Source organism: Bosea sp. 124, from assembly GCF_003046175.1.
In the GTDB taxonomy this organism is placed as follows: domain Bacteria; phylum Pseudomonadota; class Alphaproteobacteria; order Rhizobiales; family Beijerinckiaceae; genus Allobosea.
This window is the reverse complement of record NZ_PZZM01000001.1, coordinates 1,738,757-1,754,961: the sequence shown is the minus strand read 5'-3', so window position 1 is coordinate 1,754,961 and position 16,205 is coordinate 1,738,757. Positions and strand designations below refer to the sequence as shown.

Genomic DNA, 16,205 nt, shown 5'->3' with positions numbered 1-16,205 from the left:
GCCCTGCTTATGAGGCCTTCTTTCGCGTCTCGGCGGCCTTCTTCGCCGCGGCCGAGCGCTCGGCCGCGGGGCGGGAGGCGGAGGCCTTGCCGCCGATCGCACCGCCGCGCTTCGACGAGACCTTGGTATCCGGCTGGCCGCGGCCCGAGCCGCTCTTGTTGCCGCCGCCGCTTTCCTTGTTGACGGTCGCCCAGGCACGCCTTTCGGCCTCCTCCTTCGCGACGCCGCGCTCCTCGTAGCTCTCCTCGATATGCCCGGCCTTGCGCTTCTGCTTGTCGGTATAGGCCGACTTGTCGCCGCGTGGCATGGTCGATCTCCTTCCTTCCCGATGTGTGGCTGAACGCTGGCGAAGCGGCTGCTGTTCCCGTTCATTTCGAGTTCATTCAGCGCGAGTCAGCCTGCCCGGAGTGCCGGACAACCGGCCGCGGGGGATGATCGAACATCGTGCAGGCGCGCAGCGAGACGCCGGGCGTGATCATGGCTGCGCCGAGCGATCGGCAGGTCGCGCTTCGATTCGCGCGTCTCACCGGCGGCTTCTGGAAGGCAGCGAGCGCGCGGCGTGCCTGGTTCTGGTCCCTGCTGCTGGCGGCCGCGATCATTCTCTCCGTCTTTGCCAACGTCACCATCAACCGCTGGAACGGCTGGTTCTTCGACGCGCTGGAGAAGAAGGACAGCGAGAGCGCACTGATCGCCATGGCGGTCTTCCCGGTGCTGGTTCTGGTCGCGGCCGGGCTCGGCGTGGTCATCCTGGTCTCGCGCGAGACCTTCCAGGTGCACTGGCGCCAATGGGTGACGGCAAAGCTCGCCGATAGCTGGGTGGGCGAGCGTCGCTTCTTCCGGCTCAGTCTCTCGGGCTACGAGCCGGCCAATCCCGAATACCGCATCGCCGACGATGTCCGCTGGGCGACCGAGCCCGTCGTCGACTTCGCCATCGGCCTGCTCTCGGCGGTTATCACCATCATCACCTTCATCGAGATTCTCTGGGAGATCGGCGGCGCGCTGACGCTGCGGTCGGGCGGCGCCGTCATCGTCATCCCGGCCTATCTCGTGCTGGCGGCGATCGTCTATGCCGTGCTGGTCTCGCTGCTCGTGACCTTCGTGGGGCGCCGCCTGCCGAGCCTGATCGCCGCCCGCAACGAGGGCGAAGCGAGGTTGCGCTTCTCGCTCATGCGCATCCGCGACCATGGCGAGACGATCGCGCTCTCCCGTACCGAGGCGGGCGAGCGCCGCGCCGTGGCGCGGACCTATGACGGCCTGGTCGGGCGCTGGCTTGCGATGATCCGCCAGCGCGGCCGCCTGACCTGGATCACCAATGGCAGCGGCGCGCTGGTGCCGGTGGTGCCGCTGCTGCTGGCGGCGCCGAAATATCTCTCCGGCGAGATGTCGCTCGGTGGCGTGGTCCAGGTCGCGGCGGCTTTCGTCGCCGTGCAGAACGCCTTCAACTGGGTGCTCGACAATTTCATGCGCATTGCCGAATGGCTGGCGGCAGCGCGGCGCGTCAACGAACTCGCCGATGCGCTGGAGCGCGTCGATGGCGAGCCGCCGGGCGAGCATCTGGCGATCCAGCAAAGCCATGACGGCCTGCTGCATCTCGACGGGGTGACGCTGATCGACCGCGACGGGCGCACGCTGGCCGCCGATATTTCCTGCTCCCTGCCGCCGGGCGCGACGCTGCATGTCTCCGGCGAGCTTGGCCTCGGCAAGGCCGCGCTGGTGCAGGCGGTGGCGGGGCTCTGGCCTTGGGGCCGTGGCACGATCATGCTGCCGCCCGGTGCCTTCGTGACGGCGGTGCCGCAGAAGCTGCATCTGTCGGAGGGGAGCCTGCGCGCGATCCTCGAAACGGGCAAGGCGGTGCCGGAGGCGCAATTGGAGAGCGCGCTTCGCCGCTATGGCCTGTCGGGCCTCGCGCCCCCGCTCGACGAGAGCCGGGACTGGGACAAGGAACTGGCGACCGGCGACCGCCAGCGCCTCGCCTTGGCCCGCGCCGAACTCGAACGGCCCGATGTCGTGCTGCTCGACGAGGCGACCAGCGCCTTCGATACCGATGCCGCCCTCGAACTCCTGACCGAGCTGCGTGCGGCGCGGCCGGATGCGATCATCATCGCCTTCGGGCAGGGCGCGGGCTTCGCCGAGGCTGCGACGCACCGGCTGTTGCTGAAACGCGCCGGCGGCGTCGTGCGCATGGCCTCACGCCATGTCGGGCCGGACCAGCCCGGCATGGCGGCGGCGCTGCCGGCGCAGGCCGGGCCCGCCGAATGACCATCATCTTTTCAGGGAGCCGAAAGCCATGACCGCCGCGACGATGAACATCTGGGACGTCTACTGGGGCCTGCGCGTCGAGCAATGCCCGTGCGACGTCCATTTCGTCGAATGGCTGGAGGAAGAGGGCCTGACCGGCAAGCGCATCTACCATTTCGGCACCGGCGGCCACCATTATGTCGGCATCCGATGCGCCGAGCCTGAACTCGACTGCACCGTGCTCGGCATCACCGCCTCGCCGAAGGAATACGATGCCTTCGTCAAGCTCGCGACTGGCAATCCGACGATCACCAAGACCTACAGCGCCTATTTCGGCGACATCTACACCAGCAATGCGAAGCTCCTGCCCCGCTTCGACATCGTCACGCTGTTCCATGCCTGCGAATTCAGGACCGAGGCGAACGACGCCTATGGCGCGCTGACCGACCGCGAGGTGATCGACCTCTTCACGGCGCAAACCGATGTCGGCGGCTATCTGCTGTTCTACACCGGGTCCTTCGCCTATGCGACGGCCGAGCCGATCATCGCCGATTGGGCCAAAACCGCGCAGGTCGACGAAGTCGCCAGCTTCAAGACGCTGCGGGTGTTCAGAAAAACCGGCTGATCGCGCACTGCGCCTTGCTCATGGCGCGCATTCGCCGCGCCGTCTTGCCTTGTGCATTGCCGCCGAGGCGCTATGTCTGCGGCCGGGGCCGTCCTGGCCTGCCGCCCGCAATCGGCGCCGCTGGCCACCGCCTCCTGCGCGAAACCGACCAAGAGTGCGTATGTCGTTCGGCCAGCTAGAGCCAGGAATGCCTCCGCGCAGGCGCAGCCGCTGGTGGTGGCTCGGGCCGCTCGCCAGCATCGTGATCTTCGGCGCCTCGCTGGTGGTGCTCTGGTACATCGTCCAGGAGATCGAGCCGGGCGAACTCGCCGGCGCCTTCGCCAATGCCAGCCTGCGGCAACTCGGCCTGGCCGGCGGCTTCACCGCCCTGAGCTATCTGCTGCTCACCGGCTATGATGCGCTGGCGCTGAAGCGGCTCGGGCTGTCGATACCCTACCGCACGACGGCGCTTGCCTCCTTCACCAGCTATTCCGTCTCCTTCACGCTCGGCTTCCCGATCGTGACCGGCGGCACCGTGCGCTACTGGATCTATTCGCCCAAGGGCGTGCGCGCCTCCGAGGTCGCGAGCCTGACGGTCATCGCCGGCCTGACCTTCTGGCTGGGGCTGGGCGCGATCCTCTGCGTCAGCCTGTTCTACGCGACAGGGTCCGTTGCCACGCTGGCGCGCACCTCGCCGCTCGTGGTGCAACTGGTCGGCGCGGCGGTCGGGCTCGGTACGCTTGTCTATCTGAGCTGGATCGCCAGCGGCGAGCGCACCATCCGCGTGCGCGGCTGGAACCTGCCCTTGCCCGGGCTCGCCATCACGCTCGGCCAGATGTTCCTCGGCGCGACCGAGGTCTGTGCCGCGGCGGCGGTGCTGTTCGTGCTGCTGCCGGGCGGACACGGCATCGACTATCCGAGCTTCCTCGCCGTCTATGTCTTCGCCTGCCTCGTCGGTATCGCCAGCCATGCGCCGGGCGGGCTAGGTGTCTTCGAGGCGACGATGCTGGTCGCGCTGAGCCGCCTGCCCTTCGAGCATGTGCTCGGCGCGCTGCTGATCTTCCGGATCGTCTACTACATCCTGCCGTTCATCCTGGCGCTGGTGCTGCTGGCGCTGAACGAGATGGTCCGGCGCATCAGGCGCCATGAGCGCTGATTTTCCGATCGAGGCGGCTATTTCAGCGCGACCACGATCAGCAGGAACACGAGCACCAGCACGACCTGCTTGAGGCTCCAGTTGATGCGGGCCAGCAGGTCGGCGCTCGCCTCGAACGGCTCCTCGTCATGGGCGGGAGCCGGCGTGACCGGCGCAGCGGTGCCGTGCCAATCCAGCGTCTCGATCAGGCCACGGGCCGGCGCGCTCCGGCGCCCGTCCGCCTCCAGGCCGAGATGCCAGGCGACGGGCATGCCGGGCACGGCGTCGCGCTCGTTTTCCCGCACCCAGAGGCTGGTCGTGGCCGAGAGCGACAGCACCTGCGCCGCGCCCGACAGCACGTCGGTCCTCAAGGCCTCGAACACGCCGGAGGCCGCGAAGACCTCCGCGAAGAAGCCGGCGGCCTCGTCCTCGCCCTCGCGAAAGCCGAGCAGCAGCAGGATGCGTCCGTCTTCGCCAGTGGCGAGGGGGCGGATCGTCAGGGCGATCTCGCTGGCCTCGCCGCTGGCGCCGGCCCGGTTGAGGCTGTCGCCGATGAGCGAGGCGCGCCCGAGGATGCGGGTGTCGTCGTCGAGCCGCCCGTCGCGGCGGGCGAAGCCGCGGACCAGGCGCAACCCGGTCGCACTCAGGCGCAGATGCCTGCCGAGGCCCTGAGCGAACCGTCCTGTGACGCCCTCGATCGTCATCACGCCTTGCGTCATGACGACCTGTCGCATCGCGCCTGTTTCGACCATCGGTCCCCGCCCCGTTCCCGCGCGCGACGATAGCAGGTCGTCCGGCCGGCGCCAGACGAAGCCGGCAATCCATGACGATCGGGCGCGAGGCTGGTGTGGGGCTTGCGCGGCGGCGCTGCCCACGGAGCGCATGGCGCGCCCCGCTCAGGCCGGGTTGTCATGCTTTTCGCAACGGCTTAGAGCGACAAATCAGGGGCTTACGTTCATCTGCATCCGCCATCGGCGGATTGCGCCCGTAGACAGGCTGCCATGACCGACGCTTCCCCCGCCGCCGGGCCCCGCCACGGCATGAGCTTCCGTACCTTCGTGGCGCTGATGGCCGCGCTGATGGCGGCGAATGCGCTCGCGATCGATTCGATGTTGCCGGCGCTGCCGCAGATGGCCGAGGCGCTCGGCATCGCGGGCTCCAACGAGCGGCAATGGATCATCACGGCCTATCTGCTCGGCTTCGGCTCCGCACAGATCGTCTATGGCACGCTGTCCGACCGTTTCGGCCGCAGGCCCGTCCTCTTGTTCGGCCTCGTCGTCTATGTCGGAGCCAGCATCGCCGCAGCTTTTGCCGGCTCCTTCGAAGCGCTGATGGCGGCCCGCGTCGTCCAGGGCGTCGGTGCCGCGGCGACCCGCGTGCTCGTCGTCTCGATCGTGCGCGACTGCTATTCCGGCCGCGACATGGCCCGTGTCATGTCGCTGGCGATGATCGTCTTCCTGGCGGTGCCGATCCTGGCTCCCTCCATCGGCCAGGCAATCCTGCTCGTCGCGCCCTGGCGCTGGATCTTCGGCGTGCTGACGATCTTCGGCGCGCTGGTGATGCTCTGGGTGATGCTGAGCCTGCCCGAGACGCAGCATCCCGAGGACCGCAAGCCGATCGAGGTCGCGACCGTCGTCGCCGCCTTCCGCACCACGCTGACGACGCGGCTCGCCGTCGGTTACATGCTGGCGATGGCTTTCGTACTCGGTGGGCTCTTCGGCTTCATCAATTCGGCCCAGCAGGTCTTCGTCGACGTCTTCAAGGCGCCGGAATGGTTCACCACCATCTTCGCCTTGATCGCGATGGGCATGGCCGCGGCCTCGCTGCTTAATTCGCGGATCGTTGTCCGGCTCGGCATGCGCCGCGTCTCGCATGGCGCGCTGCTGGCCTACATCGCCCTGACCGGCACCCATGCGCTGCTGGCGCTGTCGGGACATGAATCGCTCTGGAGCTTCGCAGCCTTCCAGGCCGGCGCGATGTTCTGCTTCGGGCTGGTCGCCCCGAATTTTGGCGCCATGGCGATGGACCCGCTCGGCCATGTCGCCGGCACGGCCTCTTCGGTGCAGGGCTTCGTCACGACGGTCGGCGGGGCACTGCTCGGCTTCTATATCGGGCAGCATTTCGACGGCACGGTCGTTCCGATCACGCTCGGCTTCGCGCTGTGCGGGCTGGTCGCGCTGGCGATCGTGCTGGTGACGGAGAAGGGACGGCTGTTCCGCCCGGCTGCCGGGCGAAGCTAGCGAGAGAACGCCAGCGAGGGCAGGTCGTTCGAGTGCAGGTCGTTCGAGCCGGCCTGGAGCGTGGAAGCTCGGTTGTGAGCCGGTGCGCTCTTGGGCCCTCGACCGCCGCCATCTGGGCGACGGGCATGCCGGGAATCGTCTTCAGTCCGGATAGATCGATAGAGATTCGCATTGGCTCGGGAAGCGACGCCGCCGATCGGCCTCCCGTCTGGGTGTTGGATCAGGCCGTCTTGAGATTGACCGCCGAGGACTTGCCGGTTTTGCGATCGGCCTCGAGATCGTAGCTGATCTTCTGACCTTCGTTCAGGCCGCGCATGCCCGAGCGCTCGACCGCGCTGATATGCACGAAGACATCGCTGCCGCCCTGGTCAGGCGTGATGAATCCGTAGCCCTTGGTCTCGTTGAACCACTTCACGGTACCCGTGCTCACGTGCTGTTCCTTCAGTCTCAGTTCAGGCCGGCACATGCCGGCCCAGCCCTACTCTATGGGGCAATTCGCCCCGGTTGCAATGACGCGCCGCACAACGACCATTTCGCCCCTGCTGTGGCATGCCGCCGAAGCAACGCCGCTGGCGAACTGGGGCCTTGCTCACCGGCTTTCCCTCACGCATGAACAACGGCGAAAAAACGCTGCAGGAGAGCCTCCGCCATGACGAATTATGTGATCGACCCGCCGGCCGTGACGGCCGTCCCGGTGGCTGGCGGCGGGCTCTTCCCGGTGCGCCGCGTTTTCTGCGTCGGCCGCAACTATGCCGAGCACACGCGCGAAATGGGCGGGGACCCCGATCGCGAGGAGCCGTTCTTCTTCACCAAGCCCGCCGATGCGCTGCTGATCAACGGCGCCGACATGCCTTATCCGACGAAGACCAGGGACCTCCATCACGAGATGGAACTGGTCGTGGCGATCGGCACCGGTGGCAAGGACATCGCCGAAGCGGATGCGCTCAGCCACGTCTATGGCTATGCCGCCGGTCTCGATATGACCCGCCGCGATCTCCAGGCCGCCGCCAAGAAGGGCGGCAAGCCCTGGGACATGGCCAAGGGCTTCGACTTCTCGGGCCCGGTCGGCGAGATTGCGCCCGCCAGCCATGTCGGTCATCCGGCAGCCGGCAAGATCGAACTCGTCGTCAACGGCGTGCCGCGCCAGAGCTCCGACCTCGCCAAGCAGATCTGGAACGTGCCGGAGACGATCGCCTATCTCTCGGGGCTGGTCGAGCTCGCCCCTGGCGACCTGATCTTCACCGGCACGCCCGAGGGCGTTGCCGCCGTGGTCAGCGGCGATGTGCTTGAAGGGGAGATCGCCGGCGTCGGCAGCGTCCGCACCCGCATCGTCTGATCGGCCTATCCGCCATCTCAAGTCGCAGAAAGTCACCACCATGAAGCTCACTCCCGACGCCAGCGGCGTCTTCCCGATCGCGCCGACGCCGTTCAACCCGGACGGCACGCTCGACTGGACCTCCACCGAGAAGCTGTTTTCCTTCTATGACGAGATCGGGTCGGACGGCACGACCGTGCTCGGCATCATGGGCGAGGCGCCCAAGCTGGAGACGGAGGAATCGCTCGGCATCGTCAAGCGCGCCGTCGCCGGCATGCCGGGCAAGCCGGTGATCGTTGGCGTCTCCGCTCCGGGCTTCGCCGCCATGCGCACTCTGGCGCGCCAGTCGATGGAGCTGGGCGCTGCGGCCGTGATGATCGCGCCGCCGCCGTCCCTGCGCACCGACGACCAGATCACCGGCTATTACGCCCAGGCGGTCGAGGCGATCGGGACCGATATCCCCTTCGTCATCCAGGATTATCCGCTGACGCTCTCGGTCATCATGACCCCGGCGGTGATCCGCAAGATCGTCACCGACAACCCGTCCTGCGTCATGCTCAAGCACGAGGACTGGCCGGGGCTGGAGAAGATCTCGACGCTGCGCAAGTTCCAGGCGGACGGCTCGCTGCGGGCGATCTCGATCTTGACCGGCAATGGCGGGCTTTTCCTCGATTTCGAGATGGAGCGCGGCGCCGACGGCGCAATGACCGGCTATGCCTTCCCCGAGCTGCTGATCGACGTCGTCAGGCTGCAGAAGGCCGGCCAGCGCGACGAGGCGCATGACATCTTCGACGCGCATCTGCCGCTGATGCGCTACGAGCAGCAGCAGGGCGTCGGCCTTGCCGTGCGCAAATACACGCTGATGAAGCGCGGCATTCTCAAGAGCGACGCCCAGCGCAAGCCGGGCTCGGCGATCAGCGCTGCGGCCAGGGCCGAGGTCGATTACCTGCTGGGCCGCGTCGCGAAGATCGATCCGCGCGCGGACATCTGAAGGTCTCACCCGTCATGCTCGCCCTTGTGGCGAGCATCCACGTCTTGAACACGACCTCAACGAAGGAAGACGTCATGGCCGGGACGAGCCCGGCCATGACGAATATGCCCAGTTCCTCAATGCCCCTTATGCGCGCCCTGATCGGTGCTGCCGCGGGCGCCGACGGCCTCGACCTTGAACTCGACCTCGACGGTTCCGGCCTTCTCGAAGGTCAGGGTGCCTTTGATGCGCTCGTCTTGCTTCAGCGCCTGCTTCAGTTCCATGAACATGATGTGGTAGCCGCCCGGCTTGAACTCGATCTTGTCGCCGGGCGGGATGGCGACGCCACCGTCGAGCGGGCGCATCGTCATCACGCCGTTGGTCGTTGCCATCTCGTGGATCTCGGAACGGCCGGCGATCGACGGCGCCGAGACCGAGACCAGCCGGTCGGCCACCGGTCCGGCGTTCTCGATGGCAAGGTAGCCGCCGCCGACCTTGGCGCCGCCGGGGGTGGCACGGGTCCAGGGATGGTCGATCCTGAGCGTGCCGGCCTTGTAGTCATGGGCAAACGCCGCCCCGCCCACTGACAGGGAAATCGCGATGGCGGCGAGAATGGATTTGGTCATGGGATGTCCTGATCGGATTGGCGCCGACGCGCCTGAACGGATGGCGGGCGCGCGCCACGGCTGATGCCGCGCAGAACCGCGCCGGAAAAAGGGAGATGGGGAGCCGTAGAGCCTAGGCTGCCGGCGGCGCGCGCGAGGGTGGCAGGCCCAGGATCGGCGATGGCGCGACAACGATGGCGGCAACGATCCGGGCCGCCGTGACAGCCGAAGCCCGGGCGACGCCAACCTGGCCGGTCTGGGCCGGGCAGGCCATCACCGGATTGAGCAGGCAGCCCTTGCAGTGAGACGGCTCGCCAGCCGGTTCGGGCGCTTCCGGCCCCGGCAGTGTCAGGCCAGAGCACAGCACCGTGCCGTCCAGAACATGGGCTGAGGCGGACGAGGGTGCCAGCCCGGAGGCCAGCACCGCCAGCGCATAGGCAACCGCCAGCCAGGCTCCCAGCAGGGAGCAGCGCAGGCGTCGCAGCAGCAGGGGCGTTTCGGCCGTCATGAGGGCAAATGACCCGGCGGCGACGCCAGCGTCAAGCTGGCGCGGCGTCGCGGGCGCGTGGAGGCGCGGCGGAGAAGAATCTTCTGTTCCGGCCCATGCCTCGGGCATGCCGGTCCATCTCACGGTGTTTTTTTAAAAGAACGATCGAGTTGACAAACAGGACGGCACGCGCCAGATTGGCTCCTGTCGATCGGTTTTGCCGAAAGGCCGCGGGGATTTGAGCGAGCAGCTTGCGCCGCGTCACCAAACGCTAAAGCGCCACGACGCGGTCGTGGGCTCCATTCGACAGGAGACGAACATGATCGATGCGATCCCGCGTCAGACGCACCTGCTTCCCCTGTGCAACGGCTGTTGTTGTCGATTCTGATCCGAGCCTGAGAGCCGCCTCCGCGCGGCGTCGCAGACCAGCCCCTCAGATGTCCACATGCGCCGCAGCAGCGGCGGGAGCACAGCCATGACCCCATTCCAGTACGATGCCGGCCGGCCCCGGCCGGGCCAGCAGGCCTATGTCATCGAGATCGGCGAGACCCAGGCCGGGCTCGTGAGCCGGCGCGGCGACGAGCGCTATTTTACCTTCATTGCCGCCTCGTCCACGTTCCATGCGCTCGAAGGCCACCGCTTCGCGACGCCCGGCGCAGCCGAACTCGCGGCCCGGCAGCTTGCGGCACCCCGTCGCGGCGGCACGGCGCGGCTGGCCTCGTAAGGACTGGCCATGAATTTCCTGTCGTATTTCTGGCATCGCCTGGCGGAGGGGTTCGCTGTCGCGGCCCCGGCCAAAACGTCCGAGCCTGCCGATCCTGCGTTCGCGCAGGATGAGGCCGGGGCCGACGAGGCGCGCCGGACATCCATTCATGACGTGACGCATGAGCAACTGGGCCTTGCCCATTGGTCCTGCCACGCGCTGTTCTGAGGTGATGATGAACGCCCCCGTAAAGCCCGATACCTTCCGCACCGGCGCCGGCCCGCTGCCGGACCCCATCCCGCCGATCATTCGTTTCGAGCAGGTCGGAAAGACCTATCCCGGCCGTGGCGCGCAGGGTGCCGTTACGGCGCTGTCGGGCATCGACCTCGATGTGCCGAAGGGCGCCGTCGTCGGCGTCATCGGCCGCTCCGGCGCCGGCAAATCCACCCTGATCCGTCTCGTCAACGGGCTGGAGCGGGCCACGTCCGGCCGCCTCCTGATCGATGGCGAGGATGTCACCGGCCTGTCGGAAGCCGGCTGGCGGACCCGTCGCCGCGCCACCGGCATGATCTTCCAGCATTTCAACCTGCTCTCCTCGCGCACGGTCTTCGACAATGTCGCCCTGCCGCTCGAGATCGCGGGGACGCCGAAGCCTGAGATCGAGGAACGGGTCGCGCGCCTGCTCGACCTGGTCGGGCTCGCCGACAAGCGCGGACGCTATCCTGCCGAGCTCTCGGGCGGCCAGAAGCAGCGCGTCGGCATCGCCCGGGCGCTCGCGACCGACCCGAAGGTGTTGCTCTGCGACGAGGCGACCTCGGCGCTCGATCCCGAGACGACGAAGTCGATCCTGACCCTGCTGAAGCAGGTCAACCGCGACCTCGGCATCACCATCCTGCTGATCACCCATGAGATCCCCGTCATCAAGGAAATCTGTGACCGCGTCGCGGTGATCGAGGATGGTGCCATCGTCGAGGAAGGCGATGTCTTCTCGGTGCTGACGCGCCCGCAGCATCCGACCACGGCGCGCTTCGTCGAGGCGGTCACCGGCGTCGAACTGCCGGCCTATCTCGCCGGGCGCATCCGGGCGGAAGCGCGCCCTGGCGACGACACCGTGCTGCGCATCACCTTTACCGGAGAGAACGCGACGGCGCCCGTCATCAGCCGGCTGAGCTCGACCATCGGCGTCGACGTCAACATCCTTGCCGGCCGCATCGACGCCATTGCCGGCCGGCCCTTCGGCAGCCTGCTCGTCTCGGTGCCGACGCGCGAGCCGGAACTCGCCGCCGTTCTCGGCGCGCTCAACAGCCTCGAACTCAAGGCGGAGGTCATCGGCCATGTTTCCTGAGATCATCTCGCCCCAGATCGCAGCCCTGATCCTCCAGGCCACGCTCGACACGCTGCAGATGGTGGCGGTTGCCGCCGGACTCGGCACGGTCCTCGGCCTGCCGCTCGGCGTCTTCCTCGCGACGAGCAAGCGCGGCGAACTCTTTGCGGCGCCGGTCACCAATGCCGTGCTCGGAACGCTGGTCAACGCCACGCGCTCGACGCCCTTCATCATCCTCGTCGTCGCGATCATCCCGTTCACCCGGTTGATCGCCGGCACATCGATCGGCACCAACGCCGCAATCGTCCCGCTCACCGTCGCTGCCGCCCCCTTCATCGCGCGGCTGATCGAGGGCGCCGTTCGCGAGGTCGATCAGGGGTTGGTCGAGGCCGCTCGTTCGATGGGCGCGACGCCGCTTCAGATCGTCCGCAAGGTGCTGGTGCCGGAGGCGCTGCCCGCCATCGCTCTCGGCCTGACGCTGGCTATCGTCAGCCTGATCGGTTTCTCGGCCATGGTAGGCGCGGTCGGCGGCGGTGGGCTTGGCGATCTCGGCATCCGCTACGGCTACCAGCGTTTCATGCCCGAGGTCATGGCCGCCGTCGTCGCCGTCCTGATCGTCCTCGTTCAGACCGTCCAGACCATCGGCGACCGCCTCGCCCGCCGGCTCAACAAGCGCCTGCGCCACGCCTGAACCCGACGCTCCTCTCACCCTTTCCGCCCTCATACTGAGGAGCGCTTCGCAGAAGCGCGTCTCGAAGGATGGCCCAGCACGCGCTGGAGCCTCCTGGAGCATCCTTCGAGACGCCGCTTCGCGGCTCCTCGGGATGAGGGCTGAAGGGGGGACATCATCCCCCGCAAGTCATCAACAAAGACGAAGGAATCACCCCATGACGACCATCACCCGCCGCACCGCGCTTGCAGCCTCGGCTGCACTCGTCTTGACCCTCGCGGTCCCCGCTCTTGCCCAGGCCCCGCAGGTCGTCCGCATCGGCGTCTCGCCCGGTCCCCATGCCGAGATCCTGGAGAAGGTGAAGCCGCTGCTGGCTGCCAAGGGCATCGACCTCAAGATCATCGAGTTCTCAGACTATGTCGTGCCGAACCAGGCGCTCGACGCCGGCGAACTGGAGGCGAACTCCTTCCAGAACCAGCCCTATCTCGACAATCAGGTGAAGGATCGCGGCTTCAAGCTCGTCAGTGTCGGCCTGACCGTGAACTTCCCGCTCGGCATCTACTCGTCGAAGTACAAGAGCTGGGCCGAGGTGCCGGACGGATCGTCGGTCGCGATCATGAATGATCCGACCAATGGCGGGCGCGCGCTGCTGCTGTTGCAGGACAAGGGCGTCATCAAGCTGAAGGATGGCGTCGGCTTCAAGCCGGGCCCGATCGACATCGTCGCCAATCCCAAGAAGCTCAAGATCGTCGAGGTCGAGGCCGCCCAGACCCCGCGCACGCTGGCCGATGTCGCCGCCGCGGCGATCAACACCAACTACGCCGTCGACGCCAAGATCGAGCCGACCTCGGCGATCCTGCGCGAGGACCCCAAGGGCCCCTATGTCAACGTCATCGCCGTGCGCGCGGCCGACAAGGACAAGCCCTGGGTCAAGACGCTGGTCGAAACCTACCACACGCCGGAGATCAAGGCCTTCGTCGCCGAGCGCTTCAAGGGCAACGTGCTGGCCGGCTGGTAATCCGTTCCTCCCCACCTGGTCCGCTCGCGGTCAGGCGACTGCCCCGGATGCGACGAGCATCCGGGGTTTTTTATTTGAGGCGATCGGTCAGTTCGCGATCTTGCCGAGCGCCAGGAACTGCGTCTCGCCGGAATTGTCGTCGACGCCGTCATTGTCGGTGACGACGAAGACGTTGCCGGCCTTGTCGAGTGCCATGCCCTCGACCTTCTCGATGCCATAGCCGCCGGTCTTCATCAGATCGGGCGTCAGGTCGCGCAGCATGGTCTTCTCCACCGTCGGGATCGTCGCCGAACCGATGGCGGCGGGGACCAGCCCCTTGACCGAGAAGGTCGCCAGCGTCTTGACGGCCTTGGCGCCGAAGAGGTTGTCGCGCTCGATGACTGCAAAACGGTCATTGCCGAGGAAGACCAGTTCCGACAGGCCGATCCACGCGCCGCTCGCGGGTGCACTCGGCGGGTAATGCAACACACCCCAGGCCTTGGTCGCGGGCTTGTAGCTCAGGATCTTGGTCTTGCCCTTCGGGTCGTCCGTCCATTCGCGCTGCACTGCGAGCCAGACGGTCTCGTCGGCACCTTCGCCGGTGACGGCCACACCCTCGAAGCCGAAACGCGTGGCCTGGGCCTCGAGCGCCTCGGGAAGATGGATTTCCTCCTCAACGGCGCCCGCCGCCGTCACGCGCAGCAGGATGTTGCGCGTCGGCTTGTCCTTGGCCTCGGGATTGCCTTCGGACGCCAGCCAGAAGCCGCCGCCCGGCCGTGTCGCGATGCCCTCCAGATCATAGGAGGCGTCCTTGCCGTCCTTTGTCACCGCGATGGCGCCGGTGATCCTGGCAGGCGTCTGCGTCGCGTCGATTTCGAGGATGCGCGAGGGTTGATAGGCGTTGTCTGTGATCGCGAAGAGGCGGCCCGGCGTCGAGCCATGCGCCGCGAGCCCCGACAGCGCGCCCCAGCCGAGCGGCACGCCATCGACATCGTTCGAGACGATGGTCGGATAGGCGGCAGGCGCCTCGCTGCGCTGGTAGATCGTCACGGCGGAGCGCGCCCCGCCCTTGTCTCCGACATCGGTTTCGGAGGCCGAAACGAAGAGATTGCGCTGCGGGATCGCCAGCAGCCCCTCTGGGCCGATGCCACCGGGCAGGGCCTGCAGATTGCGCGGCGCTTTGCCCGCGCCTTCGTCCTTGTAGACCAGCACCATCGAGGCGCGCTCCAGCCCGACGAAGATCAGCCTGTCGCTGCCATAGGTGCCGACCTCGATACCCTCGGGCTCGCTGCCTTTGGCAGCCGAACGACGTTCCGGGTAGTGGCCGTGGCGCATCGCGATATGGTCGACGGTCGAGGCGGAATCGAACTCGATCGTGCCGTCCTTGCGGAAGATCGTGAAGCCGCGCGAGCCGCCCTTCCAATCGCCCTCATTGGCGGTGACGAAGCGGTCATTGTCGAGCCAGCGCACGGCATCGGGCTCGCGTGCCACGCCCTTGAGCTCCTCGGTGGCCTTGATCTGGCCGTCGCGGGTCTTGTCGATGGTCTTGAGATCGACCGTGCCGGCGGAGAAATGCGCGATGACCTGGCCCGTCTTCGTGTCGATGACGACGAGGTGGTTGTTTTCCTGCAGCGTCACCACGGCGAGGCCATCCTGGTTGACGTCGACGAATTCCGGCTCGGGATCGGTCGGCTCGACCGCCGCGATGCCGGTCACGTCGATGACCTGGCGCGAGGCGCAGTCGATGGCGCCATCCTTGATGCCGATCAGCGTGACGTTGCCGGCCGGGAGCTGCGGCAGCGCGCCCTTGTTCAGCTTCTCGTCGCGCTCGTTCTCGATCGCGATGACGATCTTGCTCTTGTCCTTGGTCAGTGTCACCGAATCGGGCTGGCCACCGAGATCGCAGGTCGCCACTACAGCCTTGGTCTTGAGGTCGACGGTGGCGAGGTGGCCGGCCGGCTCCTTGAAGTTGTCGCCGGAGGTGACGACAGCCACGAAGGCCTTGTCGCCAAGGATCGTGACCGAGGTGGATTCGCCGCCCAGTGGCACGAAGCCGGCCGCTTTCGGCGTCGCCGGCGTCGTGATGTCGATGATGCCCAGCGCCTTCTGCTCGGCATCGGTATAGGCGAGCAAGGTGCCCTCCTCATTCGCCGCGATGATCTCCGCGACGGTCTTCTTGGAGGCGTCCCGGTCGGCCGGCAGATTGAGCGGGACGGAGAAGGTCGCGATGCGGTTGAACATCGGCTCGGCGAGCGCGGTGCCGGTCAGCAGCAGGGACGTGAAGGCGGCGAGAACCAGGGGCTGGCGCATCGGGATCGTCCTTTTGCCGGAGCATGGATTGGAATCGGCCTCCCGGCTATGTGCGCTGCATGACAGTTGCGTGACGAAGCGTCATCGAGCCGCGTGGTGATCCTGCGCCTGCGGCAGGCCGGTCGCAATCGACCGCTTCAGCCCGATGACTTCAAGCTCGGTCACGACGGCGACTGCCGCAGCCTGTACGAGCACGAAGGCCATGCCGAGCCCAGTCGGGGCGAACCATCCTGCCAGCAGGATCGCGATGCTGTCGGCGATCCAGAGCAGGTTGACGCCGATCACGGCAAGGACGGCAAGGCGGGGCAGCGTTTCGCGGCTGGCCAACCAGGCAAGCATGGCGGCGCAGGGCAACAGGACGAGCCCGGCGCTGCGCAGGAAGCCGATGGGGAAGCCGAGCCAGCCGGAAAGCGGTCCCGCGGTGGTCGCGAGCAGCAGGCCGGTGCCGGCACAGGCGGCGGCATCCAGGGCGAAGGCGTTGCGCAGGAAGCGCGAGGACTGGATGATGGACATGGCGGTCTCCTTGGCTGAAGGCGGCCTATTGGACGCCCCGTGGTCGATGGAGGCCATGCTGACGGGATCGTGCCGGCTGGTCGATTAAGCGGGA

General features: G+C 67.3%; 18 protein-coding genes. 11 read left to right on the top strand and 7 right to left on the bottom strand.

The annotated features are described in order from the left end of the window. Positions 1–7: 7 nt before the first annotated feature. Complete coding sequence (locus C8D03_RS08180; RefSeq protein ID WP_108045820.1) at positions 8–307, bottom strand: plasmid stabilization protein; 300 nt, start codon at positions 305–307, stop codon at positions 8–10. Between the two features lie 137 nt (positions 308–444). On the opposite strand from C8D03_RS08180, the gene C8D03_RS08175 reads away from it, so the two are divergent. From C8D03_RS08175 to C8D03_RS08165, 3 genes are all read left to right on the top strand, one after another. After that, positions 445–2,259: an ABC transporter ATP-binding protein/permease gene (locus tag C8D03_RS08175; protein ID WP_108045819.1), complete on the top strand. Its 1,815-nt coding sequence runs from the start codon at positions 445–447 to the stop codon at positions 2,257–2,259. A 28-nt stretch (positions 2,260–2,287) separates the two neighbouring features. Beyond that, positions 2,288–2,863, top strand: a complete 576-nt coding sequence (locus C8D03_RS08170) for a hypothetical protein (RefSeq protein WP_210203908.1) — start codon at positions 2,288–2,290, stop codon at positions 2,861–2,863. A 187-nt stretch (positions 2,864–3,050) separates the two neighbouring features. Further along, positions 3,051–3,998: a lysylphosphatidylglycerol synthase domain-containing protein gene (locus C8D03_RS08165; RefSeq protein ID WP_181300788.1), complete on the top strand. Its 948-nt coding sequence runs from the start codon at positions 3,051–3,053 to the stop codon at positions 3,996–3,998. A gap of 17 nt (positions 3,999–4,015) precedes the next feature. On the opposite strand, the gene C8D03_RS08160 is transcribed toward C8D03_RS08165, so the two are convergent. Next, complete coding sequence (locus C8D03_RS08160) at positions 4,016–4,729, bottom strand: hypothetical protein (protein ID WP_108045817.1); 714 nt, start codon at positions 4,727–4,729, stop codon at positions 4,016–4,018. A gap of 249 nt (positions 4,730–4,978) precedes the next feature. Here C8D03_RS08160 and C8D03_RS08155 point away from each other — a divergent pair, with 249 nt between their 5' ends. Further along, positions 4,979–6,217: a multidrug effflux MFS transporter gene (locus tag C8D03_RS08155; protein ID WP_248308398.1), complete on the top strand. Its 1,239-nt coding sequence runs from the start codon at positions 4,979–4,981 to the stop codon at positions 6,215–6,217. A gap of 220 nt (positions 6,218–6,437) precedes the next feature. Here the strand turns inward: C8D03_RS08155 and C8D03_RS08150 are convergent, their stop codons facing one another. Then, the gene (locus C8D03_RS08150) at positions 6,438–6,647 is read right to left on the bottom strand and encodes a cold-shock protein (RefSeq protein WP_054210450.1); all 210 of its coding nucleotides are present in this window, start codon (positions 6,645–6,647) and stop codon (positions 6,438–6,440) included. A 219-nt stretch (positions 6,648–6,866) separates the two neighbouring features. Here C8D03_RS08150 and C8D03_RS08145 point away from each other — a divergent pair, with 219 nt between their 5' ends. Next, positions 6,867–7,553: a fumarylacetoacetate hydrolase family protein gene (locus C8D03_RS08145; RefSeq protein WP_108045816.1), complete on the top strand. Its 687-nt coding sequence runs from the start codon at positions 6,867–6,869 to the stop codon at positions 7,551–7,553. 40 nt (positions 7,554–7,593) lie between these two features. Next, positions 7,594–8,523 carry a dihydrodipicolinate synthase family protein gene (locus C8D03_RS08140; protein WP_108045815.1) on the top strand — a complete coding sequence of 310 codons (930 nt, stop codon included), beginning with the start codon at positions 7,594–7,596 and terminating at the stop codon, positions 8,521–8,523. 116 nt (positions 8,524–8,639) lie between these two features. On the opposite strand, the gene C8D03_RS08135 is transcribed toward C8D03_RS08140, so the two are convergent. Beyond that, positions 8,640–9,128 (bottom strand): copper chaperone PCu(A)C, encoded by a 489-nt coding sequence (locus tag C8D03_RS08135; protein ID WP_108045814.1) that lies wholly within the window; start codon positions 9,126–9,128, stop codon positions 8,640–8,642. A 112-nt stretch (positions 9,129–9,240) separates the two neighbouring features. Continuing rightward, the gene (locus C8D03_RS08130; RefSeq protein WP_108045813.1) at positions 9,241–9,615 is read right to left on the bottom strand and encodes a hypothetical protein; all 375 of its coding nucleotides are present in this window, start codon (positions 9,613–9,615) and stop codon (positions 9,241–9,243) included. Between the two features lie 454 nt (positions 9,616–10,069). On the opposite strand from C8D03_RS08130, the gene C8D03_RS08125 reads away from it, so the two are divergent. The 5 genes from C8D03_RS08125 to C8D03_RS08105 all read left to right on the top strand — a co-directional run bounded on the left by C8D03_RS08125 (position 10,070) and on the right by C8D03_RS08105 (position 13,309). Then, on the top strand, positions 10,070–10,318 hold the full coding sequence (locus C8D03_RS08125) for a hypothetical protein (protein WP_108045812.1): 249 nt from the start codon (positions 10,070–10,072) through the stop codon (positions 10,316–10,318). A gap of 9 nt (positions 10,319–10,327) precedes the next feature. Beyond that, the gene (locus C8D03_RS08120) at positions 10,328–10,525 is read left to right on the top strand and encodes a hypothetical protein (RefSeq protein WP_108045811.1); all 198 of its coding nucleotides are present in this window, start codon (positions 10,328–10,330) and stop codon (positions 10,523–10,525) included. A 7-nt stretch (positions 10,526–10,532) separates the two neighbouring features. Beyond that, on the top strand, positions 10,533–11,642 hold the full coding sequence (locus C8D03_RS08115) for a methionine ABC transporter ATP-binding protein (RefSeq protein ID WP_108051368.1): 1,110 nt from the start codon (positions 10,533–10,535) through the stop codon (positions 11,640–11,642). After that, entirely contained in the window at positions 11,632–12,312 is a 681-nt protein-coding gene (locus tag C8D03_RS08110) for a methionine ABC transporter permease (RefSeq protein ID WP_465246431.1), read from the top strand. Before C8D03_RS08115 ends, C8D03_RS08110 begins: the two co-directional genes overlap by 11 nt. Before the next feature lie 196 nt (positions 12,313–12,508). Next, positions 12,509–13,309: a MetQ/NlpA family ABC transporter substrate-binding protein gene (locus tag C8D03_RS08105; protein WP_108045810.1), complete on the top strand. Its 801-nt coding sequence runs from the start codon at positions 12,509–12,511 to the stop codon at positions 13,307–13,309. Positions 13,310–13,396: 87 nt separating this feature from the next. Here C8D03_RS08105 and C8D03_RS08100 read toward each other — a convergent pair whose 3' ends face one another. Both C8D03_RS08100 and C8D03_RS08095 read right to left on the bottom strand, forming a co-directional pair. Then, a complete protein-coding gene (locus C8D03_RS08100; RefSeq protein WP_108045809.1) occupies positions 13,397–15,598 on the bottom strand; it encodes an esterase-like activity of phytase family protein in 2,202 nt (733 codons plus the stop codon). Between the two features lie 81 nt (positions 15,599–15,679). Beyond that, entirely contained in the window at positions 15,680–16,111 is a 432-nt protein-coding gene (locus tag C8D03_RS08095) for a hypothetical protein (protein WP_108045808.1), read from the bottom strand. Between the last annotated feature and the right edge of the window lie 94 nt (positions 16,112–16,205).